Origin of the sequence: Aeribacillus sp. FSL K6-8210 (assembly GCF_037963925.1) — a bacterium.
Lineage (GTDB): Bacteria > Bacillota > Bacilli > Bacillales > Aeribacillaceae > Aeribacillus > Aeribacillus composti.
Genome location: NZ_CP150172.1, coordinates 185,001 through 209,973 on the forward strand (window position 1 = coordinate 185,001; position 24,973 = coordinate 209,973).

Genomic DNA, 24,973 nt, shown 5'->3' on the forward strand with positions numbered 1-24,973 from the left:
TGCCTGCGGAGCCATGCTTCCATAGCTCAGTTGGTAGAGCACTTCCATGGTAAGGAAGAGGTCACCGGTTCGAGCCCGGTTGGAAGCTTTTCAAAAGCAAATCTTTTCTTGATTTCTATCTATGCCATGTGCTAAAATGTCGAATGTCGGTTGTCATTAAGTTATGAAAATGAAATGGCCCGTTGGTCAAGTGGTTAAGACACCGCCCTTTCACGGCGGTAACACGGGTTCGAATCCCGTACGGGTCACCATGGAGGATTAGCTCAGCTGGGAGAGCACTTGCCTTACAAGCAAGGGGTCGGCGGTTCGATCCCGTCATCCTCCACCATGTACTAAACAAGCTTTTCTTAAGCAAGTTTAATGAGGCTGGCATAACAATTTAAACAAAGGTAAAAACTGAGTGTGATTTAAAGTATTTATTGCGCCGGTGTAGCTCAATTGGTAGAGCAACTGACTTGTAATCAGTAGGTTGGGGGTTCGATTCCTCTCGCCGGCATTTTTAATAATCGGAGGGGTAGCGAAGTGGCTAAACGCGGCGGACTGTAAATCCGCTCCCTTAGGGTTCGGCGGTTCGAATCCGTCCCCCTCCACCATGCCGAAGAATGTTATGAAACATTGAAATCACATTAAACAACAAATTGTTGTATAAAGTGATTTTTTTATTGGTACAATATAATTAGTCAAGAGATGAATGGTGATATTGGGCTATAGCCAAGCGGTAAGGCAACGGACTTTGACTCCGTGATGCGCTGGTTCGAATCCAGCTAGCCCAGCCATTTATTATAAAAAGACAGTTCATGTCTGTTCTTTTTTTTGTAAAAATATTAGATAGAAAGTAAGATTTAACTAGATTTTACAAAGGGCGAAGCCTCGTCGAATAGGCGACGAGTTGTCCCGACGCATCTAACATCCTCGAAAAATCAGGAAGAGGAAGGGACATCTGACAAATGAAAAATGGATTAGAAGAAAAAAATTTTATGAGCCATTAGCTCAGTCGGTAGAGCAACGAGCAAGGCTTCATCGAATAGGCGACGAGTTGTCCCGACGTATCTAACATCCTCGAAAAGACCGGAAAAGGAAGGGACATCTGACAAATTTTAAAATGGATTAGAAGAAAAAAATTTTATGAGCCATTAGCTCAGTCGGTAGAGCATCTGACTTTTAATCAGAGGGTCGGAGGTTCGAATCCTCCATGGCTCACCATTTGTGCGGAAGTAGTTCAGTGGTAGAACACCACCTTGCCAAGGTGGGGGTCGCGGGTTCGAGTCCCGTCTTCCGCTTTTAAATTCAATAGGGAAAATTTTATAAAATGAGATGAACTTAATTCCTGACAAGAAATTGTCAGGATTTTTTTATTTGAAATGTTACTAATTCTTCGATTATATCTAATCCTCGCTTTTGAATCTCAAAATAATGATATGTAGGAGCATTCTCCTTTTTAGTCCCATAACAGCCTTTTAAATTTGGATATACCATTGAAGGCGAATTGTATTTTTCCTTTTAGTATTGGTAATGCGGTTGTTCCGAAATGGAACCATGACCTAAATGATTTTTTGGTTGATTTTAAAAATTAGTCTCTTTTCCAGAAGATTGTTGCTGTAGAGGATGATTTGTGTAAAACATTTTGCATACAATGACTGCCCAGCAAAGGTTTTTACGGGTGTTGTGACGAAGTATATCGACAAACTTCTGTCTTGTTTCATTTTTTGAAATAGCACAGATCCGGATGAGGACGAATAAATTTCGACACCATTTATAAATTCAAACGGCTTAAAGGAGTTGTGATTCGATGCCTTTTATCAACGTAAAGCTGGCTAAAGGAAGAACCGCAGAACAGAAACAGCAGTTTACTGAGGCAATAACAAAAGCAGCAGCGCAAATACTAAACGTGAAAGAAGAATGGGTTACAGTAGTTTTCGATGAATATGAAAGAGATAATTGGGCTTCCGGTGGAACACTTCACTCGATAAAATTTGGGGAAGGTTTCGGGAAAATGGGAGCTGAATGAATATCCATCATCCTGTAATTCAAAGATAAAAAATGACCTCCCCAATTGGAAAAGGGGAGGTGAAGTTTTTTTATTTGCTAAAGTCGGTCAATATTTTCATCTTGGAGAAGCCCAGCTTTCATCGCATAATGTTCCATCACTTGTTGAAGCCACTCCTCTTCCTCCTGTGTAAATGGAGATGGCAATTTATTTTCAATAGTTTTAATTTCAGCTTCATCTAAATTCCCGATAGCACTAATTAATTCTTTTCCGATAAATTCTAATATTGTTTTCATATATTTTTCGACTAACGCTTCTACCTCAGGATCATCGACAGGTCTTCCTGCCAATCTTTTTGTTTCTTGGGATAATTGGATGTATTCTTTGTCAAGGGAGATCATTACCTCTTCAGGCTGATCAAAAAGCTTTTCAGCTACTTCTTTTGACGTATAATGTTCTAACCATTTGCGCTGTTCTTTTTCTGTTTGTATGCTCTGAATAAGACTCATTAAAACATTGCTATCCACTTCTTTTTCTTCTTCTAAAATCGTGAGAATTCGTTTAATGGCTTTGAGCACTTCTTCAATATGTTCCTTTCGTTCTTCAAGCGCTTCTTTTTGGAACTGTAAAGTTTCCTTTAAGTTTAAATCGAAGTTGGTTTCATTCATTAACTCTTTGATTTGTTCTAAACTGTATCCTAAAAATTTAAGACTGACTATTTTTTGAAGTGTCAATACATCATGAGCAGAGTATAATCGGTGTCCAGAACGAGGATTTTTTTTCGGTTTGAGCAGTCCAATTTGATCATAATAATGCAATGTTCGGATTGTTGTTCCCGTCTTTTTAGAAAATTCGCCAATCGTAAAGTAAGACTCTTCCTTCACTTTAACATCGCCCCCAAAACACTTATCTTTATAAACCTATTGTGATCATAATACCTAACGCGGCGTGAGGTGCAACCCCTCTGAAAAAATTTGTAATGTCATTTTTCATTATGACAAGTTGGACGTTTCTTTATAAAAAGCCCAGAAATGGGAATAAGAAAGGTTTTTGCTACAAAAGGAAAAAATTTTTCTTGCAGATGAAAACATAAATTCCTAAAATTTGCTAGAATAGATTTATAAAAAAATGAAACCTTTGGGGAACGAATTCGTATCATGATGTACCCGCAACTGCGGAGGTAGAAAAATGGAAGAATTTATAAATAAAAAGATCAAACAAATTAAAAAAGGCGACCAAAATGCATTTGCAGAAGTTGTTGAATTATATAAAGATAAAATTTTTCAACTTTGTTATCGAATGCTGGGAAACGTCCATGAAGCTGAGGACATAGCACAGGAAGCATTTATAAGAGTGTATATGAACATCCATTCATTTGATATGAACAAAAAATTTTCTACATGGATTTATCGGATTGCAACCAATTTATCGATTGATCGTATTCGGAAAAAGAAGCCGGACTATTATTTAGATGCAGAAGTTGCGGGGACTGATGGCTTAACAATGTACTCCCAAGTATCATCTGATATTGCAATGCCTGAAAAAGAAGTTGAAGCAATTGAACTGCAAGAAACGATTCAAAAAGAAATTTTAAAACTGCCGGATAAATATCGATCAGTCATCGTATTGAGATATATTGAGGAGCTATCCTTGCAAGAAATCGCAGAGATATTGGAACTTCCAGTCGGAACAGTTAAAACAAGAATACACCGGGGACGGGAGGCTTTACGCAAACAATTAAGGCATTTGTGATTGGGGTGAGTAAGATGAAATGTCCTAAGCATGTAGAGGAGATGATCCATAAGTATTTGGACGGGGATTTGCATGAGGATGAAGGCCGTGAGTTAAAAAAACACTTGCAATCTTGTGAGGATTGCAAGGCACATTATCAAGAATTGGAAAAAGCTGTAGCGTTTGTCAAGAGTATCTCACATGTTGAAGCACCGACAGATTTTACGCAAAAGGTGTTAGAAAAACTGCCGAAAGAAAAGCGTACGGTCTCAACTAGACGCTGGTTCCGAAATCATCCTTTCTTTTCAGCCGCTGCACTATTTGTTATTCTAATGACTGGAAGTTTATTTGCTTCTTATGAAGAAAGCCAATTCAGCGTAACAAAGTATGATAATTTGGTTGTTGACAACCGTACTGTTATTGTGCCTGAAGGAGAAACGGTGAAAGGTGATATTACTGTTAAAAACGGTGATATTAAAATAGAAGGAAAAGTTGAAGGAAATGTAACGGTGATTAACGGAGACCAATATTTGGCTTCTGCCGGTCAAGTTACCGGAGAGGTTGAGGAAATAAACGAATTGTTTGAGTGGCTGTGGTATGAAGTAAAATCGACTCTGTCAGAGGTTTTTAAACAATAGGCCATCTTTAGTAGGATGGTCTATTTTTATGTTTAAGTGCATTTAGGAAAAGTTATGATATAATAAAGTGGAATTTTGATTAGAGAGATTTTCAAACCTAGAAGTTTGATTAGAATAGATCAATCGCGATTTGATGAACTATTGGAGGAAAACAATATGACCTTAGGGGATTTTTCTCTTTTGCATTACCTCATAGATGTCATTGATATTCTCCTCGTTTGGTTCGTTATCTATAAATTGATTATGGTGATTCGTGGAACGAAAGCTGTTCAGCTTTTAAAAGGAATTATCGTAATCATTATCGTTAGAGTGTTAAGCCAATATTTAGGCTTGAATACTTTGCAATGGTTAATGGACCAAGTGTTGATTTGGGGTTTTTTGGCTATCATCATTATTTTCCAGCCGGAGTTTCGCAGAGCCCTTGAGCAATTAGGAAGGGGACGTCTATTTGCAAGGGCAGCTAGCCAGGAAGATGATGGGCAAACAAACATGACCGAAGCAATAGCAAAAGCTGTTGAGTATATGGCGAAAAGGAGAATCGGTGCTCTCATTTCGATTGAACGAAAAATAGGAATGGAGGATTATGTTGAGACCGGTATACCACTAAATGCCCATATTTCTGCTGAACTATTAATTAATATTTTTATCCCCAATACCCCTTTACATGATGGTGCAGTTATTATACAAAAAGATCAAGTGTCCGCTGCTGCCTGTTATTTGCCGCTTTCCGAAAGCCCGTTTATATCGAAGGAGCTGGGCACACGCCATCGCGCTGCAGTGGGAATTAGTGAAGTAACCGATAGTATAACTATCATTGTTTCTGAAGAAACAGGCGGTATATCGATTGCCAAGGATGGTGAGCTGCATAGACATTTAACTCCAGAAACGTTAAAGGAGATGCTCTTGGCTGAGTTTAACCGTACGAAAGCTGCTTCCTCTAGCCGCTGGCAATGGAGGGTGAAAAAGAATGGATAAATTAATGAATAGCAACTGGTTTATGCGCATCATTGCATTGTTGCTAGCGCTCATGCTATATGCTTCAGTGAATATAGAATCGCCTGCTTCGAATAATGAAGAAAAATACAATATATTTCGGTCGCCATCCACAACCGAAACAGCTACAATTACAGATGTGCCCGTAAACGTATACTATGACGACCGTGCATTTGTTGTCACCGGTATTCCCCAAACCGTCACCGTTACGATTGAAGGGCCCAAAAGTATTGTCACTACGACAAAACAAGTCAAGGACTTTGAAATTTTTGCAGATTTAACGGATTTATCCGTTGGCACGCACAGTGTCCGTTTGAAACATAAAAACTTGTCTGACCAATTGGAGGTTGACATTGATCCGGCTGTCATTACAGTAGGTATTCATGAAAAGGTATCTGAAAATTTTCCGGTTGAAGTGGATGTTATTAATAAAAACAAAATGAAGGAAGGCTACATTGCGGAGCGTCCGATTGTTAAACCGGACAGTGTAAAAATTACAGGCGCAAAAGAGCATATTGATGCTGTAGCTGTTGTGAAAGCAACAGTAAGTTTGGAAGGTGCTGATGGAACAGTTGTACAGAAGTCAAAAGTGACAGTATACGATGCAAATGGGAACATCCTGCCTGTTACAATCGAACCGTCAGCGGTTACCGTAACAGTGCCGGTAGAAAGCCCAACGAAATCGAAATCTGTACCCTTAAAAATCAAAACAACAGGAAAGCTTTCTGATGGACTGAGCATATCATCGATTCAATCGATCCCTAGCCAAGTGACAATTTATGGTCCAAAGGATGTGCTAGAGCAAATAGAGTCTATTGATGATGTATCTGTCGACTTAAGCAAAATCAAAGAAAATGCGACAGTTGAAGCTGATGTTCCTGCTCCGGATGGAGTGACAAACGTTGTCCCGAATAAAGTTCAAATTAAAATAGATATTGAAAAACGAGAAGAAAAGACGTTTAAACAGGTGCCGATCAAAGTCATCGGTTTAGGAAACGATCAGGAAATTGAATTTATTGATCCGGACACAGGAAAGCTGGATGTTGTTGTGCGAGGAAAAGACAGTGTTTTGAAAAACGTAAAAGAATCTGATATCGAATTGTATGTGAATGTTGCGGGGTTAGATGAAGGAGAACATGAAGTAAATGTGGAGGCCAAAAACCGTTACAACCTCTCGACAGTTTTATCGAGTGAAAAAGTGAAGATTCGCTTATCCAATAAAGAAAACTCGTTGGAAGAAGCAGATAATGAAAGAAGAAATCAAATAGAAGAAAATAACGATTCAGTTGAACCATCTGAACAGAAAAAGTCTGCTGAAGAAGCTTCAAATTAAGTGATATTTTTTAAAAGGAGCGATGATTCATGGGAAAATATTTCGGTACAGACGGAGTAAGAGGAGTTGCCAACAGTGAACTCACTCCTGAATTAGCGTTTAAAATAGGACGCTTTGGCGGGTACGTGTTAACAAAAGATAAAAATAGACCAAAAGTGTTGATTGGCCGGGATACCCGCATTTCAGGTCATATGCTTGAGGGTGCTTTAGTTGCCGGGCTTCTTTCCATTGGCGCCGAGGTAATGAGGCTTGGAGTCATTAGCACACCAGGTGTTGCTTATTTGACAAAGGCATTAGGAGCCGAAGCAGGCATCATGATCTCCGCTTCGCATAATCCTGTTCAAGATAACGGAATAAAATTTTTTGGCCCTGATGGTTTTAAGCTTTCCGATGAACAAGAAGAAGAAATTGAAGCGCTGCTCGATCAAGAAGAAGATAACCTTCCTAGACCGACCGGCTCTGATCTGGGGCAAGTGAGTGATTATTTTGAAGGCGTACAAAAATACTTGCAATATTTAAAACAGACGGTTGACGAAGAGTTCACTGGTTTACATATCGCTTTGGACTGTGCGCACGGAGCCACATCATCACTAGCTACACATCTTTTTGCCGACTTGGATGCAGATGTTTCGACAATCGGTGCATCTCCAAATGGTCTGAATATTAACGATGGGGTTGGGTCTACTCATCCAGAAACGTTAGCGGAATTTGTGAAAGAAAAAGAAGCAGATATAGGTTTAGCGTTTGACGGTGATGGGGACCGTTTGATTGCCATTGATGAGAACGGAAAAATTGTTGATGGGGATCAAATTATGTTTATTTGCGCCAAATATTTAAAAGAGCAGGGAAAGCTGAACGGGGACACTGTTGTATCGACAGTTATGAGCAACCTAGGCTTTTATAAAGCTTTGGAGGCAAATGGACTAAAAAGCGTTCAAACCGCTGTCGGCGATCGCTATGTTGTCGAAGCGATGAAGAAAAACAACTACAATTTAGGTGGAGAGCAATCCGGACATATTATTTTTCTTGACTACAATACGACGGGCGACGGTCTTTTAACAGCGATTCAGCTTGTCAACATAATGAAGACAAAAGGCAAAAAGCTCTCTGAACTTGCGAGTGAAATGAAAAAATTCCCGCAGCTTTTGATCAATGTAAAGGTGCAGGACAAGCAGGCTGTCATGGAAAATGAAAAAGTAAAAGCTGTTATAGAAGAAGTAGAAAAAGAAATGAACGGAAATGGAAGAATTCTCGTACGTCCTTCCGGAACAGAACCGCTCGTTCGTGTAATGGCCGAAGCGCCGACGGAAGATGAATGCCAGAGGTACGTGAAAAAAATTGTGGAAGTTATCAAAGCGGAAATGGGCGTTGAATGATGAAGAGACGGGGCTGTCCGGTAAGTCTCTAAAATAAATAAGTGGAGAAAAACAATGCGTTTTTCTCCACTTGCTTTTATTTTTCGATTTTTATCTGAAAGTAGCTGGCGGATGCCGGCTACTTTCAGGAGGTTGTGGGGAGGCAAGCTCCCTTTCTTTATTGAATAATCATTGTATCGAGAAAACGCTTGAAATCATATAATACAATATGGAAAGACAGAAATGAATTGACGAACTGCTTTTCCATATTGTAATATATAAATTGTTTTAGCACATTCTAGAATAGAAAGGTGGGCAGTTAGAAAATTTTTTATTGTAAAGCGCCTGGACTAAGCAGGAGCGGACATCTGCTTAGTTGACGAGGAGGAGGTTTATCGAAGTTTCGGCGGATGCCTCCCGGTTGCCTTCCCGTACAGCCGTAAAGTCACGTCTTAAAACAAAGAGGCGACTCTTTGCACAAAAAGACTGTGACATAACGGGATACATTTTACAAAACATGTGTGAGGGGACAGAGAAGCTTTGATGGCTGGAAAGAGATCTGTCCCCAGTTGTTCAGGCTTCTTTTGTCCCCTTTAAATGGGGAGGAAACTAAAGACTATGTGCGGAATTGTAGGATATATCGGACAACAAGACTGCAAGGAAATTTTATTGCGCGGTTTGGAAAAATTAGAATACAGAGGCTACGACTCTGCAGGTATTGCAGTATTAAACGGAGAAGGAACATATGTATTTAAAGAAAAAGGACGCATTGCGGAGCTTCGTGAAGGTGTGGACGCAAATGTTTCAGCTTCCATCGGAATTGGCCACACACGGTGGGCTACTCATGGAGCGCCTAGCAAAGAAAATGCGCATCCTCACCAAAGTGCATCCAAACGCTTTACACTTGTGCATAACGGTGTCATTGAAAACTATTTGCAAGTAAAGCGTGAGTATTTACAAAATGTTGAATTAAAAAGTGAAACGGATACGGAAGTTATTGTTCAAACAATTGAACAATTTGTCAACAAAGGTTTAAGTGTCGAAGAAGCATTTCGCCAAACATTATCCTTGTTGAAGGGATCTTATGCGATCGCTCTATTAGATGAAAATAACCGAGACGTGATCTATGTTGCGAAAAACAAAAGCCCTCTTCTTGTGGGACTTGGCGGAGACTTTAATGTTGTTGCTTCAGACGCCATGGCAATGCTGCAAGTAACAAATCAATTTGTCGAATTAATGGATAAAGAAATCGTTATTGTCACTCGTGATCAAGTGACAATCAAAAATTTAAACGGGGACGTAATAGAACGCGCTCCATATACTGCTGAACTTGATGCAAGCGACATTGAAAAAGGAACATACCCTCACTACATGTTGAAAGAAATTGATGAACAACCGCTTGTTATACGTAAAATTATTCAAAAATATCAAGACGAACACGATCAATTAAAAATTGATCAAGAAATTGTTCAAGCTGTTCATGAAGCGGACCGCATTTATATTATAGCGTGCGGAACGAGCTATCACGCAGGGCTTGTAGGAAAGCAATTAATCGAAAAATGGGCAAAAGTACCGACAGAAGTGCACGTTGCCAGTGAATTTTCATACAATATGCCGCTTTTATCAAATAATCCGCTGTTTATTTTCATTTCACAAAGCGGAGAAACGGCAGACAGCCGTGCGGTGCTTGTTCAAGTGAAGGAGCTTGGACACAAAGCATTAACTATAACGAATGTTCCGGGTTCAACTCTTTCCCGTGAGGCGGACTATACGCTGCTGCTTCATGCCGGACCTGAAATTGCGGTTGCGTCTACAAAAGCATATACAGCACAAATTGCGGTTCTTGCCATTTTAGCAGCTGTTGCAGCTGAAACAAAAGGAATCAAGCTTGATTTTAACCTATTGCAAGAACTTGCCATTATTTCGAATGCAATGGAAACACTATGCGGCCAAAAGGATGAAATGGAACAAATTGCCCGAGACTATCTTTTGACAGCTCGAAACTGCTTCTTTATCGGCCGTGCCGTTGACTATTACGTCTGCTTGGAAGGCGCGCTCAAATTAAAAGAAATTTCCTACATTCAAGCGGAAGGATTTGCCGGCGGCGAGTTAAAGCATGGAACCATTGCGTTAATTGAGAACGGAACACCGGTCATTGCTTTATCAACCCAAGAGCATGTAAACTTAAGCATTCGCGGAAATGTAAAAGAAGTTGTTGCCCGCGGTGCATATCCATGCGTTATTTCCATGAAAGGACTTGAAGAAGATGATGACCGTTTCATCTTGCCAAAAGTTCATGAAGATCTAACTCCGCTTGTTGCCGTCATTCCAATGCAGCTCATTGCATACTACGCTGCCCTTCACCGCGGCTGCGACGTCGACAAACCACGCAACCTAGCCAAAAGCGTAACAGTCGAATAAAGCAATTGGGCAGTGGATATGTGGCTGTCGAGTAATAAAAAAGTTGTTTAAATTATAAAAAAGTCGTTTAAAAAATAAAAAAGTTGTTTAAAAAAGCACACGTTATGGAGTAAAATGGAAGTGACTCCGAACGTGTGTTTTTTAATTTAGAGCGTCGAGATAACTGTGGGGTGGGCTAATGTCTCAGATAATTAGTTATAAAGGCAAAAACTTAACCTTACATAAAGCTATTAAAAGCCCAAATTTTGAAGGGAAAACGGTATTGGTTAATGATCCATGGGAATATGTGGAGATGTGGTTGAAGAGGAATAATCATAATGATGAAGCTTTATTTTATTGGCAACAATCTAGACAATTTTATGAAGCCTCCACTATGCTTCCTCTAACGTCTTCACCATTAACTACATACTATTGTTTTTTAAACGCTGTTAAAACTTTATTAATAGTTAAAAATGTTCCATTTTCTGATAGGCATGGTGTAAGTGGATGGAGTAAAAATAGTAAAGTGTCCTTAAGTAATGAATACATTAAAATTCAAACTGGAGGTATTTTACCTGCTCTGTGCAATTATTTAGATGAACCAGTGAATACTGCTGAGACTTATTTATTAAGAGATGTTTTATATAATTTGCCTTTTATTCATAGGGCCTATTGCCTTACTTATACGTCTACATCTACAAAAGAGTTGTTTATCCCTATTAGGAAGGCATTTTTTGTGAAAAAGAATGGTTCGTCAGAAAGTTGGTTTTCTGCAGAAATAGATCCTAAGTACGCTAATGGTCATACATTAAAAAAAGTAGCGGAAAATTTTGAAAGAGATCCAACTTTTGAGAATGCTTTTGTAGTAAGGACTAAAAAAAGATTCCGGTGGAGAAGAGACGATCCAAACAAGTTGAATAAATTGGTTACTTTCCATTGTAAAATCCGAAAGCAAATTCATTATATAGCTGGAATGTCAAGATTATGGTATATCAAACGCGAAGGAATTGATGGAGTTATTTCACGAAATCCAATGAGCCTAACCTTTGCAGGGATGCATAGATTAAGTGAGTTATCAAGATACGAACCAGTAGTTTTATCAAAACATCTTAGTAGCCAACATAACTGGTTACTTTCAGAATTTATTAAAAATGCTCCCTACCAATTTATTGATCACATTGCTTCTGAAATAACTGGTGAAGAATTTATGTCTCCCGGTATAGTTACGAGGAGAGATTTGTTATAGCAATTAATATTTAAAAAATCGAATATCATCGGTTAATCTTTAGGAGGTGTTTTAAAATGTCCAAGCGTCAAACTTGCTGGACAGAGAAAAAAATTACTCGTTACTATAAAGAAGGTCGTGGCCAGGGCGAGTTATCTAATTATACGCCTTGGCTAACGATTCAAGATGTTCCTTCAGGTGGACGAGCCCATCGTGTTAAAGGTTGGACCACAAGTCGAACACATCACCTCCTATCTGATATGGAATATAATTATTTTTGCTTACTCGATTGGGCAGATGAAGTTATTGATATTAGAGAACAATTCCCTCTACCACGTGATGTGACGCTTCCCATCGCTGAGGAGAAAAACATAAAACACCCCATAGATCCCGCAACACAGACCCCGATTGTAATGACGACAGATTTTCTCATCACGGTACGAAAAGAAAAAGAAATTATTTACTTTGCCAGAACAGTAAAAGAAAATAAAGAATTAAATTCATCAAGGGTTATCGAAAAGTTTGAAATCGAAAGAGAATATTGGGTAAAACAAGGTGTAGACTGGGGTATCGTAACAGAGAAGGAATTACCGAAAGATGCAATAAATAATATCAAGTGGATACATTCAGCTTACTATTTACCAGAAGATTTAGATACAAAATCACTTCATTTACTATATGACGCACTATCACAAAACGATATGCCGATACTTCACCTATTAAAAGAATTCGATGAAACATTTAAATTGGCAAATGGTAGTGCTTTATCTATGTTCAAATATATGCTTGCACACAAGATTATCAAAACAACTATAACCAAAAAAATAGATCTAATGTCCAACACAACGATTCTTGAATTTTCGCCTAACTTTATAACAGAAAAGAGGTGGGCTACTTGAATTTCTTTGTTAATGAACTACTCAAAAATCCTCTTAGTGGTGAAATATACCGTATTTTATGGATAGATGATGGGAATGTAGTAGCTTATCTAATTGACATTTATGATGAAAAAGCTCTTCCTTTTAAACGGTTAATTCAAGAATTAACTGACGAAATTTTAGAGGAATCACTTATCAAAATAAAAGAAGATCCTTTTATGAGTTCAGGTATTCAAGATATTCCTGAAAAGTACATAGAGCTAAGAAATCAAGCTTGGAAAGTTATTGAAGAGATGGTTAATGATGAACCAGCCATATATGAAAAAAAACAACGTTCAAAATATATAAAGGATGCAATGGAAAAACATCAAGTAACCTATCCTGCAGTCCGTAAATATTTACGTAAATACTGGCAACGTGGTAAGAACATTAATGCTCTGTTGCCTGATTACAATAATTCAGGTGGGAGAGGAAAAGAAAAAGAAGCAGGTGTTAAAAAACGTGGTAGACCTCGAAAATATTCTTCCCAAGGAATAAATGTCGATGAACGAACTAAAAAAATTTTTCGGGTTGCGTTAGAAAAATACTATTTAACTTCAAAAGAAAATCGGTTGACTGATGCGTACAAAATGATGATTAAAGAGTTTTACGCTAAAGATATTTACATTGAGGATGGCGTAAAAAAAATAATTATTGAAGATAAAGAGAGTCTACCAACGTTAACACAGTTCCGTTATTGGTACAACAAAGAATATACAGTGCCAGAATCGACAATTGCTAGGAAGGGACGTAAAAAGTTTGATAAAGATTACCGGGCTGTTTTAAATACATCGCTTTCAGAAGTTCATGGTCCAGGTTCACGTTTTCAAATTGATGCAACCGTTGGGGATATATATTTAATTTCTAAATATAATCCAAACTGGATAATCGGACGACCAGTAATTTATTTAGTGATGGACGTTTTTAGTCGCATGGTTGTTGGAATGTATGTTGGCCTTGAGGGGCCTTCGTGGCTCGGTGCCATGATGGCAATGGCGAACACTGTAACAAATAAACAAAAATTTTGTTCTCAATATGGGATTGAAATATCAAAAGAAGAATGGCCAAGTGAACATTTGCCAGAAATATTGTTAGCAGACCGCGGGGAATTTGAAGGCTTTAATGCTGATCGCTTAGTAGAGGCTTTTAATATCCATGTAGAGAATGCAGCCCCTTATCGAGCTGACTGGAAAGGTGTTGTTGAAAAGCATTTTGATCTTATTCAGAAAAAAGTAAGGCCTTTTCTACCTGGCTATGTCGAGAAAGACTTTCAAGAACGTGGAGCTCGTGATTATCGATTAGATGCTGTCCTAACCTTGGAAGACTTCACTAAAATTCTTATTAAGCAAATTTTACATTATAATCAAAAGCACTTTCTACAAGACTATATAAGGGATGAAGATATGATTCGAGATGATGTTCAACCTATTCCACTTCATTTATGGAATTGGGGAATTAAAAATCGTACGGGAAAACTTAGATACCATCCTGAAAACCTTGTAAAATTACACTTAATGCCAAGGGATGACGCTACAGTTACACATAAGGGAATACGCTTCAAAGGTATTTATTACAGCTGCGAACGTGCACTGAAAGAATCATGGTTTGAGACAGCGAGACAAAAAGGCTCCTGGAAAGTGACTATCGCGTATGATCCAAGAAATATGACAAGTGTTTTCTTGATTGATCCTGATTCAACAAAATATGAAACATGCTATCTTTTGACACCGTCGGAACGTTTAAAAAATACAAGTTTAGATGAAATTCGTTATTTACAAGAATACGAAAAACAACTGAAGCATGATAATAGCCATCAGCAATTGTAAAAAGATATTGATTATATTTCGGAAGTTGAAGCTATTGTGAAAGAAGCAAAGAAGAAAAAAGAGCAGTTACAAGACAAAAGTTTAAGTAAATTGCAACGAGTCAGCTCTATTAAAGAACACAGAAAATTAGAAAGAGAAGAAATAAGAAAAAACGAAGTATTTCAAATTGGTTCAGAAGAAACACCTCACAAACAAGCTGATATTGTACCGATTAATAGGGGGATTGAGGTCGAAGAGAAATATGCCAGACCAAATGTAAGAGAATATTTACGGAGACGAAAGGAGAAGAAAGATGAGTGAATGGGGAGAAAAATTAAATGCTCAAGTAGCTGAATATAAAAAGCAAGATGTCATTGATTTTCAAGGAAATCCTTTAATTGAAGCTCTACCTCCTATTCTGTCTCCAGAAGAAGCTTTTGAAGCATTGAGTTATTATCCAGAATTTGATGAAAAAGAGCGTTTATTACCTACACATATTCGATATCATGCGATTCCAAGATTAACTCGTTTTTTCCAACCAGTTATGCAACATCTAGACTTAGAACAGAGATTTTCACGATTATTGAGGTATGGTTATGTGAGTAGAAATCCGTTATCTCCCAATTTTACAAAGAGTTTATCTGCGGCTCATCATTCACTTACAGGGCAAAAAATTAAGCACGATATACGCTCAACAGCCTCTAGTATTACTTTGATGGGGTTTTCCGGCATTGGAAAAACTACTGCTATTGAGAGGATTTTATCTTTATATCCACAGTTAATTATTCATAAGCACCCATTAAATATTACTCAAGTTGTATGGCTAAAACTGAATTGTCCACATGATGGTTCGTTAAAATCATTATGTATGGATTTTTTCTTGAAGATGGATCGTTTAGTTGGAACTAATTATTATGAACGGTTCGGTAGCAGAAGAAATTCTATCAGTTCCATGGTAACAAGAATGGGACAAATTGCTCGCTTGCATTGTGTAGGGGCCTTAATTATCGATGAAATTCAGCATTTATTAACAACTCGCGATAATAATTCAGAAAAGATGATGAACTTTTTTGTTACTCTGGTCAATGAGATTGGTGTACCAGTTATGATGATTGGTACAATGCGTGCAAAAAGTGTCTTGCAGCAAGATTTTCGTCAAGCCCGTCGTGGTAGTGGGCAGGGAGATATGGTATGGCAGCAAATGAAAAAGGATGATGACTGGGATTTGCTTATCGAAAGTATGTGGAATTATCAATGGATTAGGTACAAGACAGAGTTAACTGAGGAATTAAATCAGACACTCTATGAGGAAAGTCAAGGAATAGTAGATATCGCTGTAAAGCTATTTGCATTATCTCAAGGTCGAGCAATTGAAACAGGAGAAGAAAAAATTACACCTGCCCTCATAAGGAGAGTTGCAAAAGATGATTTGAAGCTCGTCCAACCGATGTTGAAAGCATTAAAAGACGGGCGTATTTCTGAATTAGAAAAATATGAGGATATTATGCCTATGGATATTGCGGAGTATCTACAATATCATCAATCGAAAATTGATTTAAGGGCTACCATACAAAAGAAAAAAGAATTGCAGGCTCTTAAACGAAGAGAAAGAGAAATTTCTAATCTTGAAAAAATAATGGTTGCATTGATGAATTTAGATATTGATCCTACATTAGCAGAAAAGGTAGCTTCAAAGGCCATAAAGGATTTGCCGGAAGCTTCACAAGCCGAGTTGATGGAAAGAGCATTAAGTTTAATAAAAGAACGGATGGAACCAAGTAAAAGCAAAGTAAATCAATCGTCAAAGAATACATTACGAGTCATCATCGATAAAGGTCGCAAGCAGAAGCTGTCAGCCTATGAATCATTACGAGAGGCAGGTTATATTAAAGCACCACTAGATGAATTTGTTATCTAGGAGGAAACTCCATGCTAAGTTACTTTCCAACCTTATATAACGATGAACTTTTGTATAGCTGGTTTGCACGATATCATATCCATTCGTCTAATATTAGCCCTAAGCAAACGATGAAAGATTTATATGGGAAGACGAATATCGTGGCTGTTCCTGATTTACCAACAAACTTAAACGTTGTTTATGAAAAATTGAGGAATTTCCAAGTACCCGACGTAGCTCAATGGATAAAGAAGCACACATTATTTCGTTATTATACAACCTTTGCAACATCAGAGATAAAACACAAAGTATATAGGGCTATGGAAAGTGGTGAACATTCAGGAGCTATCCATATGATGACAGGGATAATGGCAAACGCTATTAAGGAATGGACTTATTTTCGTTTTTGTCCTCGATGTTTTCAAGAGGATATAGAAACTATAGGTGAGTCGTATTGGAGAGTCTCTCATCAATTACCTGGTGTGTATATGTGTCTTAAACATAATCAGTATTTATGCGATTCTTCTGTTTCATTCCGTGGAAAAAATAAACATGAGTTTATTGCAGCATCTCCAAGTAATTGTATTAGGTTAGGAGTCAAAAAGGTATTTTCAGAACGTACAGAGAGGTTTTTTCAAATTCTAGCAGAACAAAGTGTAAAGCTTATTCAAGGAGATTTTCATTTCACATGGGAGGGTATCCAATCATCCTATCGCTATTTATTACAACGACATGGATACGCAACGATTAATGGAAAAGTTAATCAGCAACTGTTGGCTGAGCAATTTACATTATTTTATGGTGAAGAATTTTTAGAAGCCATGCAGTCCTCTGTTGATATTTTGAGTGAATCCTGTTGGCTCAAAAGCATAACACGCAAACATCGTAAATCTTTTCATCCTATTCGCCATTTATTGCTTATTTATTTTCTGGGAGAAGAAATAGATACCTTTTATCAATATGCTCACAAGGAGTATAAGCCGTTTGGCGAAGGACCTTACTTTTGCTTAAATCCTGCTGCCAAGCATTATAAACAACGAGTGATTCCCAATGTTAAAACAACTTTTGTACAGACACAAGAAGACCTGTTGGCACATTTGAATGCACGTGTGGATTTATCTATTCCCGCCGGGGACCGGATAAGAGTGAACAAGATTTATATAAAATTGGTCGCATCAAGCAGTATGGACAAGTATGGTTGGATAAATTACATCGCATGATACATGTTGAAAAATTGAGTTATTATGCAGCAGCAAAAGAATTGCAATGCGATATTATGACAGTTATTAAGTATGCGAATAAAGGAAAGCCAATAATAACAGATAACAAGCTAGATGAGTTAGAATTAGTGAAATCTAAAAAACAGAAGGAATGGATGAAACTATTAAAGCAACATCCCAATAAATCAGTTACGCAGATTAGAAGTATGGAACCTGCTCTTTATGCTTGGCTTTACCGACATGATCGGGAGTGGTTGAAAAACCATTTACCTAAGCAGCCTAACAGGCAGTCATCGCATTTAAAAATTAATTGGTCTGAAAGAGACGAAGAAGTTCTTAAAGAAGTCAAATTAGTTATAAAGAAACTTAAAAGTGCTGATAAGCCTATCTATATTAATAAAAGTCGAATAGGTAAAGAAATTCGAAAGTTATCGCTACTAGAAAAACATTTGGATAAGCTACCTAAAACGAAGGAATATATCCTTCAACAAATTGAAACGAGAGAACAATTTCAGATTCGTAGAGTAAGATGGGCCTGTCACTATTTGTTCAGTAAGAATGAATCAGTTATGGAATGGAAAGTAAAACGGTTGGCCGGTTTAAAGGGGAATGTTGCAGAAAAGGTACAACAAGCTATTAATGATGAAATCATAAAGTATCAGCAGCTAAGAGTGGAAGGTGATATAGGTGGTAAAAATCAGACCATGGCCCTTTAATCAGCAACAAGTCGTATCATTACAATGGTTTGGGAATGTCAAACAGGGAAAAGACCAGCAGTGGTATTTACAAGCAGCTTTTAAAGAATCAAAAAAATGCCAGATCCTTGAGTTACCTATAGGTGCATTTCCTCTATTAAGATTAGGACAATTTTACAGAGACGGCTTGCCTCTATCAACGCAAAAAGCAGGGAGTTACAATCAAGTAATGATTGAAGATTTGGGAAAAGGCAAAACGATAAAGGCGATTGACGCTTGTAAAAAATTTGGTTACTTCTTATACAAGATGCCCGAACTAATCCATCAACATGTTTGGTCCTTTTCTTCAAACGGAATAACATATTATGTTTCACATGCAGAGCTTATACGTGCCTTATATGTTAAATACAAGCTTTTAGCTAACGCACTGTTGAGACCCAATGGATTAGATTTCCTTATCAATAATGTCCATTATCTAAATTCGCAAACAGTGTTTATAGAATTAGCCCATGAAATTCCTTCCACAATTGTTACTAATGAATTTGTTCATTACATGGCTTGGTTATATTTAAACGATGAAATTAAAAAATCTTTTTGTTCCGTTCAAATTAATGCTTATAGCTATGCGGCAAATCAAAATGTCTCATATGGTATTCCGTTAGAGATGGCCGTCCCATCCATTCAGAATACCAGGATTGCATATAGAGGGATACAGCAACAAAATGAGGTATTGATATTAGAATTGCTTGGGATTGATAATATAACGCTTCCTGTGTTTCAAATCCAATACAGTCACAAGTCTATTAAGAGAAATGTTTATACGAATGCTCCCAAAAAGACGAGGATTTCACAGAAAAATGGAGATACAGAATATGTATTAAACGAAAAAAACGGAAAGCGATCAAAAGAGGATACTCATCAACTAGTCATTGAACAAGAACCCACTCAATTCGCTTTCCGTCATTCAGTCGTCATTAAAAGAATATCAAAACAAGCGCAGAAAGTGAACAAGGGAAATGCCTATATTTCAAATAAAGGTCGTGGCGAAGCTACTCAGCAGCAGATTGTTGGAGTAGATGAATCCATTTTTGGTGGAACGGTTGCCCCCATTGAATTTCGAACATTGGAAATCGCTGATTCCATTGCTAACTTTGGTTTGGAACAGTTTTTTGAGATGATTCAACGTTTATCTAAAAGCTATCCTTATCTATCAGTTTCTGTAAATGTAGTATTTCTGCCACTAGGAAGAAAATTTTCTCGGTTGCCGGACGGAAGAAGGCGTGTTTGTGCCATTGCTAGAATAGTGAACCTAGGCAAAATTTCATACGTACTTGAGGTGGCAGTTCCTGATAATCGTTCCATCTCAACTTTGATTATCCCATCGGTTGGGAGCTTATATAAAGATGAGTTACACATTCACAAGCTGCTTCGAAACCTTGTTTATAGTAGTGGAAGTTGGAGTAATTCATTTTTACAAACGATTCACCATATGAAATTAAAGCACATACGAGAAACAACTCTAAGTTGGGCCAATAGATTAAGTAAGCACTTGTGAAACGATAATAAAACAAAATGGAGAAAATATCACTAACAACTATTAAAGTAAAGTGATGAAAATGGAAGATAAATTTAAAAAATCTATGTTGTATAAAATTTTCCGACCTTTAACTTAAAAGAGAAAGTTTATATAATTATAAATGGAAAATAAGTCCAATAAAGGAAGGTATAATAAAATATGGTGAATTGTTAAAAATTAGAGAAAAACTATTTTTATAGAGGAGTGAATCAGTATGGAAAATCAATTAAATGAAATGTTATTTAAAGATGATTTATTTCAATTACTAGAAGGTGCGGTTATGGTTGGTTATTCAATTAACTTAAATTATTCAACTATGACTATCTTGACAAATGATTATTGGAAAAAGATAGCTAAAGGGATTCCACATAATAGTTTTTTAATAGCAACAGCTATAAATACTGATAACTTGAGTGCGACTAGTGAAATAGATGAAGAAATAATATTGTTACGTGTTACTTCAGAATATGAATTACCAAATAGTGATGTATGGCTAGAAGCAAAAATAGATAAATTTAAGAATTTACAATCATCTACTAATTTAAGCTATGATGAATTTTCCCAAAATGAAATGCAATATTCAGGGCTAGAGTGTAGAGTGCTTGGTACCTTTTTTAAATCGGATAATGGAAGTTTAAAATTTGGTTCTGACATAGAAAATTATTATGGTACCCAGATCTTAAAAGTCTATAAACCATCTTATAGAAGTTTAGAAAAAATCATTAATTACGGTGTTGGTAATAACTATGAAAATAAAGAGGAGATTGGAGAACTTAGATTTACATCAAGCAATAGGTTGCAGAGCAGTGACAAAAGAGCAAAAGTTTATGTAGATCCTAATGACTTTATAGCGAGACGAACCGCAATGTTTGGAATGACTAGAACAGGTAAATCTAACACAGTGAAAACACTAATTAAAGCAATCAGTAAAATTGCTGAAAATAGAAAAATGAACATTTCCCAGATTATTTATGATATAAATGGGGAGTATGCAAACATAAACGTTGATGATAAAACATCTATAGCGAGTGACTTAAAAAATGCGTATATTTTCTCTTTAAACACAAAAATTAGAAATAAATCAAATAATGTAGAAGTATTACAGTTTAACTTTTTTGAAAATCTAGAATTAGCACATGAAATTATTGTAAGTTTAATGAGGTACGGTAATCCTTCTAAATCAACCGATATCGAATCGTTTTTTAATATGGATATCAGTTCATATATGGAAGATAATATAGAAGAAGGAAATCGCTCTTTGGTTAACCGTGCTAAGTGGATTAGAGCCACTTACAAATATATATTATATAAAATTTTAGATGATGGGATAAAAGAAAGATTTCAAAATCCTTTTAGTCAAAGTATACTAAATCAATTAACAAAGTTTGAAGGAAATGATAATTTTAATAAGCTTATAGATTCGAAAATATCGTACGACCAGCTCGGCGAAATTCTAGAAGCTATTCATCGGCATAGAGACAAACTAACTACCTCATCCGGTAATAAGGTATATAAGGATGATTTTGAAACATTACTAAATATCGCAGTAAAAAAGAATTCTAACGGCCAGTCTTTTTTAGGATATGTACATCTTAAAAAATTAAATCCGAAGGCGTATCATAATCGAAATAGTGAGAATTATATAGCAAAGATATGTAACATGGTGAAAGAAGGGAAAACAATAGTACTAGATTTATCAATTGGTAGTGAAGAAATGAGAAATCTTATTAGTGATAAGATAGCGAGAACAATCTTTAATAAAAATATGGAGATGTATACTGAAGGAAAAGAACCATATTATGTGATTTTCTTTATCGAAGAAGCACATAACTTGATAGGAAGGGATATGGATTTGAAAGATACTTGGCCAAGAATCGCAAAGGAAGGCGCCAAGTATAAAATAGGATTAGTATATTCTACACAAGAACCGTCTTCTATAAACAAAAACATATTAGCAAATACTGAAAATTGGTTTGTTACACATTTGAATAATGAGGACGAACTAAGGGCTTTATCCAAGTTTTATGATTTTGCTGATTATAAAAACTCATTATTAGCAGCTAAAGATGTTGGATTTTCACGGGTTAAAACTTTATCACATAATTTTGTTTTACCAGTTCAGATTAAGTTATATGGGAGTGATAAATAAAAAATGCCATTTAATCGAGAAAAGGCAAATAAGTTTTCTCATGAAAGAATAATTAATAACCAGGTAATTAAGGAAAAAATCGACCAATATAGAATAATCTGTGATATTGACAAAGATAATAATGTACGAAAAGAGGTTCAGTTTCGATTTCAACAAAATGAAATGGGTAATGTGAGAAAGGTTGATTTTATTTTTACTATAGACAGCTCGTTTACAGAACTCCCATTAAACGATGATATACCTTCTGCAAAGATGGGCATAGTGAATTTTAGCTCAAATATTATTAATTTAAATAAAAAGTCAGATATATATGACAAAAGTGGATTTATTAACCCACAAAAATACAATGAAATTTATAACTCAAATATATTAACGTTTGTTTGCCCCACGTTTAATTTAGTTCCTAAGGAAGATGATAGCCTAAGTGTAGTAGATTCTATAAGAAAGGAAATCTATGATTTTTACTATAATAATAGTCCTTTCAATTCTGTTAAATTAATTGAATCATTATTTAATGTTATTCGAGAGGCTAACACTAGTCTGAAGCTAAAATGTAGGAACCAGAAGTGTAAGTCGAATGACAAGACTTTAAACAGAAAGGATATAGGAATATTAGTCGATTTGGATAAAGTCCATATTGAACCTTTTAAATGCGAGCACTGTGGTAATATAATGTATTTAACTGATTATCTAAGGTTACATGAAGCTATAGATGAGGAGTTTGGGCATAGTACAGTATTAACAAGATTTGCCCAGGTAACTGAACATTTAATTTCTATTAATTTAATTGATACACTTATTAAACATAAGTCATGGAACTTGTTAACGAATACAGCGTTTATAATTGACGGTCCTTTAGCTATTTACGGGGAGCCAGCGAAAATTCACAGAAGTCTGTTAAGATATTTACACTACATCTCCGAGAAGTTAGAGAATCCAATTATATACTTTGGAATCATAAAAAGTGGAAGGCTAAAAGACCACTTTACACTTTTAGAAAAAAAGATTGAATTAGAACAAAACAGTTTTATGTTAGTAGATGATAGCTATAGATTTAAATATATTCAAAAAGCACCGGAAAATAATCAGTATTTTGGGCAAGAGGTATCTTTTGGACAAGACTTTTTATTTTATTCGAAAGGTAAAAAGAGATTTGTGGTATCTATGTTATACCCTATGAGGAATAAGGATATTAATTTTAAAGAAAACGCTTTTGACTATAGAAACTATAATAATCTTAGTACAGTCCTTAATTTAATCAATGAGATAAGTATAGACTTGTACGAAGATGCTATATTACCATTAGCATTGGCCCATAAATACGCCGCAATAAGTCTAAATCCAGGAACAAACATATTAGAAAAGTTTATAAAAAGTAACCTCTAAAAAATTTAGAAAACGAATTATACTATATAAGTTCGGATTGAAAAACCGACATAGGTAAGGGCTTAAAATGGGCAAAAGGGCAAATACATATGTCGGAAAACCAATTTTTATTTATGTATGATGTAAAAGAATCTATTAAGTATATTTTTGTACTTAATAGATTCTTTTTTTAAATATTTCTAGGAATTATAATATTATTATAAAAGACAACTTCAGTGGCATTCCGCGCTTTCCCCGCAGTGTAAGTCAATTTGAAATATGTTTTTTTATAAGTCTTGTAAATTTGTTTTATCTCATCGCAGTTATCATACGTCATAATCCATCTAAAATCCTTTAAGTCATTATTAATGGAATGTGATAATGTAATATGATCCTCATGTGTATAAAAATTAACATAGAGTTCTTTTCCATTATTATAATAGGGAGGATCGAAAAATATAAAATAATTTTCGCTGTCAAAATTCTTTAATTGATTAATAAAATCTAGAGCATCAAGATTAGTCAATTCTATATTATTTTTATAAGCTGCGATGTTTTTAATAGTTGTAATTAGTACTTCTTTATTAAATCGACAGTCAATTTTATATTTACCTGTTTGTCTATAGCCGCCGATCGGTCCAGCCTTTAGAATTCCCGACCTGTTAGTTCGGTTGAGGAAAAAAGTGGAAAACCCTAGTTCAAATAAATCAACCGTATGCTTCCTATTTTGAATTTCTTTTTGTTTGTACCACTCTGAAATATTAATATCTGTTTCGATTATTTTTTGGCAAAAGTCATCTGTGTAATTTAAAATTGAATACCAAAAAGCAAAAATTGCTCTATCATAATCATTTAATATAATTTTTTTTACTTTATTATTAATCAGTAAAGAAATTGCTAACCCAGCCCCACCGGCAAAAGGTTCTACATAAGTGACGTTATTTATTTTATTTCGTTCTAATATGGATACCATTTTTTTGTAAAATTTGTTTTTCCCACCCGGATACCTTAGAGGGGAAGTTGTTCTAGACATAAAAATATTTACCTCCTTCCAACCTTTATATCATAAATTTAACATAATCTTACACTTCTTGAGTTAGTTGAAACCTGTTAATAGAATAGAAAATTTATAAATAGGGGATCAAAACGAATGTATTTTTCGTTGAAAAACAAAAATGTAACAAGGAGTGTGATTATGATATTTTTCTTTGTTTAAAACACTTTGGTTAAAAATCATGAATATAGAAATTCCATTTTCAATTACGTTAAGTATGATTCAAAACCAAAATAAAATACTTTCATTTGTCCTAACTTTTTGTTGTAAAAAATAGACTTTGATGATTTTCTATTCTTTCATAATGATACAGTAATAGAATAAAACGTAAAATGACCCCTCTTTAATAAATACAAATATCATTTCAATAAAATTGTCAAAATTGAAATGTTGTATGAATTGCAATGCTTTTTCCTGTTATATTTAAAGAACTTTCTTAAGACATCAATGAAAGAAGTAGTTTTTAAACAACTTTTTTATTATCCAAAATATGAGTTTCAAATGTTTACAATATATTTTTAAACAACTTTCTTATTATTATTTAGTTATTTTAATATGAAGAGATGTGGGTTGTGAGCCCTAAAATTAAACAACTTTTTTGTAATCTTACAGTGGCTTTGAATAAAGTCATAC

Annotated in this window: 17 protein-coding genes, 9 tRNA genes and 1 pseudogene (1 of these 27 running past the window's edge); 25 read left to right on the plus strand and 2 right to left on the minus strand. The window is 35.8% G+C overall.

The genetic code is table 11. From position 1 onward, the window contains the following. The 10 genes from NSQ41_RS01025 to NSQ41_RS01070 form a co-directional block, all read left to right on the plus strand. A tRNA-Asn gene (locus NSQ41_RS01025) sits at positions 1 to 14 on the plus strand (it extends 61 nt beyond the left edge of the window). A 1-nt stretch (position 15) separates the two neighbouring features. Further along, positions 16 to 88 (plus strand) — tRNA-Thr (locus tag NSQ41_RS01030). An 88-nt stretch (positions 89 to 176) separates the two neighbouring features. Beyond that, positions 177 to 251, plus strand: a tRNA-Glu gene (locus tag NSQ41_RS01035). Position 252: 1 nt separating this feature from the next. Further along, positions 253 to 328, plus strand: a tRNA-Val gene (locus NSQ41_RS01040). Positions 329 to 423: 95 nt separating this feature from the next. After that, positions 424 to 496, plus strand: a tRNA-Thr gene (locus NSQ41_RS01045). 12 nt (positions 497 to 508) lie between these two features. After that, a tRNA-Tyr gene (locus NSQ41_RS01050) sits at positions 509 to 593 on the plus strand. A 108-nt stretch (positions 594 to 701) separates the two neighbouring features. After that, a tRNA-Gln gene (locus tag NSQ41_RS01055) sits at positions 702 to 776 on the plus strand. A gap of 351 nt (positions 777 to 1,127) precedes the next feature. Beyond that, positions 1,128 to 1,203: transfer RNA gene (locus NSQ41_RS01060), tRNA-Lys, on the plus strand. Between the two features lie 5 nt (positions 1,204 to 1,208). Continuing rightward, positions 1,209 to 1,280 (plus strand) — tRNA-Gly (locus NSQ41_RS01065). Between the two features lie 509 nt (positions 1,281 to 1,789). Next, positions 1,790 to 2,008, plus strand: coding sequence for a 2-hydroxymuconate tautomerase family protein (locus tag NSQ41_RS01070; RefSeq protein ID WP_066251730.1), 219 nt, complete (start codon positions 1,790 to 1,792; stop codon positions 2,006 to 2,008). Positions 2,009 to 2,085: 77 nt separating this feature from the next. On the opposite strand, the gene NSQ41_RS01075 is transcribed toward NSQ41_RS01070, so the two are convergent. Further along, a complete protein-coding gene (locus NSQ41_RS01075) occupies positions 2,086 to 2,871 on the minus strand; it encodes a MerR family transcriptional regulator (RefSeq protein ID WP_339198323.1) in 786 nt (261 codons plus the stop codon). Between the two features lie 304 nt (positions 2,872 to 3,175). Here NSQ41_RS01075 and sigW point away from each other — a divergent pair, with 304 nt between their 5' ends. The 15 genes and pseudogenes from sigW to NSQ41_RS01150 all read left to right on the plus strand — a co-directional run bounded on the left by sigW (position 3,176) and on the right by NSQ41_RS01150 (position 23,307). Next, positions 3,176 to 3,739 carry an RNA polymerase sigma factor SigW gene (gene sigW / locus NSQ41_RS01080; RefSeq protein WP_063388712.1) on the plus strand — a complete coding sequence of 188 codons (564 nt, stop codon included), beginning with the start codon at positions 3,176 to 3,178 and terminating at the stop codon, positions 3,737 to 3,739. A gap of 14 nt (positions 3,740 to 3,753) precedes the next feature. Then, complete coding sequence (locus NSQ41_RS01085) at positions 3,754 to 4,356, plus strand: anti-sigma factor (protein ID WP_311066747.1); 603 nt, start codon at positions 3,754 to 3,756, stop codon at positions 4,354 to 4,356. Between the two features lie 156 nt (positions 4,357 to 4,512). Then, entirely contained in the window at positions 4,513 to 5,331 is an 819-nt protein-coding gene (gene cdaA / locus NSQ41_RS01090; RefSeq protein ID WP_063388714.1) for a diadenylate cyclase CdaA, read from the plus strand. Then, complete coding sequence (locus NSQ41_RS01095) at positions 5,324 to 6,682, plus strand: CdaR family protein (protein WP_339210777.1); 1,359 nt, start codon at positions 5,324 to 5,326, stop codon at positions 6,680 to 6,682. Before cdaA ends, NSQ41_RS01095 begins: the two co-directional genes overlap by 8 nt. Before the next feature lie 29 nt (positions 6,683 to 6,711). Further along, on the plus strand, positions 6,712 to 8,058 hold the full coding sequence (glmM, locus tag NSQ41_RS01100) for a phosphoglucosamine mutase (protein ID WP_339198328.1): 1,347 nt from the start codon (positions 6,712 to 6,714) through the stop codon (positions 8,056 to 8,058). Between the two features lie 597 nt (positions 8,059 to 8,655). Further along, positions 8,656 to 10,458, plus strand: a complete 1,803-nt coding sequence (glmS, locus tag NSQ41_RS01105) for a glutamine--fructose-6-phosphate transaminase (isomerizing) (protein ID WP_130158663.1) — start codon at positions 8,656 to 8,658, stop codon at positions 10,456 to 10,458. A 178-nt stretch (positions 10,459 to 10,636) separates the two neighbouring features. Beyond that, a complete protein-coding gene (locus NSQ41_RS01110) occupies positions 10,637 to 11,683 on the plus strand; it encodes a YaaC family protein (RefSeq protein ID WP_339210778.1) in 1,047 nt (348 codons plus the stop codon). A gap of 56 nt (positions 11,684 to 11,739) precedes the next feature. After that, positions 11,740 to 12,561 carry a TnsA endonuclease N-terminal domain-containing protein gene (locus tag NSQ41_RS01115; protein WP_339210780.1) on the plus strand — a complete coding sequence of 274 codons (822 nt, stop codon included), beginning with the start codon at positions 11,740 to 11,742 and terminating at the stop codon, positions 12,559 to 12,561. After that, a complete protein-coding gene (locus tag NSQ41_RS01120; RefSeq protein WP_339210783.1) occupies positions 12,558 to 14,405 on the plus strand; it encodes a Mu transposase C-terminal domain-containing protein in 1,848 nt (615 codons plus the stop codon). The genes NSQ41_RS01115 and NSQ41_RS01120 overlap by 4 nt, the downstream gene beginning before the upstream one ends. Positions 14,406 to 14,441: 36 nt before the next feature. Further along, positions 14,442 to 14,705 carry a hypothetical protein gene (locus NSQ41_RS01125; RefSeq protein WP_339210785.1) on the plus strand — a complete coding sequence of 88 codons (264 nt, stop codon included), beginning with the start codon at positions 14,442 to 14,444 and terminating at the stop codon, positions 14,703 to 14,705. After that, entirely contained in the window at positions 14,698 to 16,302 is a 1,605-nt protein-coding gene (locus tag NSQ41_RS01130; RefSeq protein ID WP_339210787.1) for an ATP-binding protein, read from the plus strand. Before NSQ41_RS01125 ends, NSQ41_RS01130 begins: the two co-directional genes overlap by 8 nt. An 11-nt stretch (positions 16,303 to 16,313) precedes the next feature. Beyond that, a pseudogene (locus NSQ41_RS01135) lies at positions 16,314 to 18,217 on the plus strand (TnsD family transposase). Further along, entirely contained in the window at positions 18,189 to 19,751 is a 1,563-nt protein-coding gene (locus NSQ41_RS01140) for a Tn7-like element transposition protein TnsE (RefSeq protein WP_339210789.1), read from the plus strand. Before NSQ41_RS01135 ends, NSQ41_RS01140 begins: the two are co-directional and overlap by 29 nt. A 235-nt stretch (positions 19,752 to 19,986) precedes the next feature. Then, a complete protein-coding gene (locus NSQ41_RS01145) occupies positions 19,987 to 21,921 on the plus strand; it encodes a DUF87 domain-containing protein (RefSeq protein ID WP_339210791.1) in 1,935 nt (644 codons plus the stop codon). Between the two features lie 3 nt (positions 21,922 to 21,924). Next, positions 21,925 to 23,307: a hypothetical protein gene (locus NSQ41_RS01150; protein ID WP_339210793.1), complete on the plus strand. Its 1,383-nt coding sequence runs from the start codon at positions 21,925 to 21,927 to the stop codon at positions 23,305 to 23,307. Positions 23,308 to 23,476: 169 nt separating this feature from the next. Here NSQ41_RS01150 and NSQ41_RS01155 read toward each other — a convergent pair whose 3' ends face one another. Further along, positions 23,477 to 24,319 carry a DNA adenine methylase gene (locus NSQ41_RS01155; RefSeq protein ID WP_339210794.1) on the minus strand — a complete coding sequence of 281 codons (843 nt, stop codon included), beginning with the start codon at positions 24,317 to 24,319 and terminating at the stop codon, positions 23,477 to 23,479. Positions 24,320 to 24,973: the final 654 nt, after the last annotated feature.

Coding starts and splice junctions, on each gene's coding strand:
- NSQ41_RS01070 (WP_066251730.1), top strand. CDS start 1,790: ATGCCTTTTATCAACGTAAAGCTGGCTAAAGGAAGAACCGCAGAACAG.
- sigW (WP_063388712.1), top strand. CDS start 3,176: ATGGAAGAATTTATAAATAAAAAGATCAAACAAATTAAAAAAGGCGAC.
- NSQ41_RS01085 (WP_311066747.1), top strand. CDS start 3,754: ATGAAATGTCCTAAGCATGTAGAGGAGATGATCCATAAGTATTTGGAC.
- cdaA (WP_063388714.1), top strand. CDS start 4,513: ATGACCTTAGGGGATTTTTCTCTTTTGCATTACCTCATAGATGTCATT.
- NSQ41_RS01095 (WP_339210777.1), top strand. CDS start 5,324: ATGGATAAATTAATGAATAGCAACTGGTTTATGCGCATCATTGCATTG.
- glmM (WP_339198328.1), top strand. CDS start 6,712: ATGGGAAAATATTTCGGTACAGACGGAGTAAGAGGAGTTGCCAACAGT.
- glmS (WP_130158663.1), top strand. CDS start 8,656: ATGTGCGGAATTGTAGGATATATCGGACAACAAGACTGCAAGGAAATT.
- NSQ41_RS01110 (WP_339210778.1), top strand. CDS start 10,637: ATGTCTCAGATAATTAGTTATAAAGGCAAAAACTTAACCTTACATAAA.
- NSQ41_RS01115 (WP_339210780.1), top strand. CDS start 11,740: ATGTCCAAGCGTCAAACTTGCTGGACAGAGAAAAAAATTACTCGTTAC.
- NSQ41_RS01130 (WP_339210787.1), top strand. CDS start 14,698: ATGAGTGAATGGGGAGAAAAATTAAATGCTCAAGTAGCTGAATATAAA.
- NSQ41_RS01145 (WP_339210791.1), top strand. CDS start 19,987: ATGGAAAATCAATTAAATGAAATGTTATTTAAAGATGATTTATTTCAA.
- NSQ41_RS01150 (WP_339210793.1), top strand. CDS start 21,925: ATGCCATTTAATCGAGAAAAGGCAAATAAGTTTTCTCATGAAAGAATA.
- NSQ41_RS01155 (WP_339210794.1), bottom strand. CDS start 24,319: ATGTCTAGAACAACTTCCCCTCTAAGGTATCCGGGTGGGAAAAACAAA.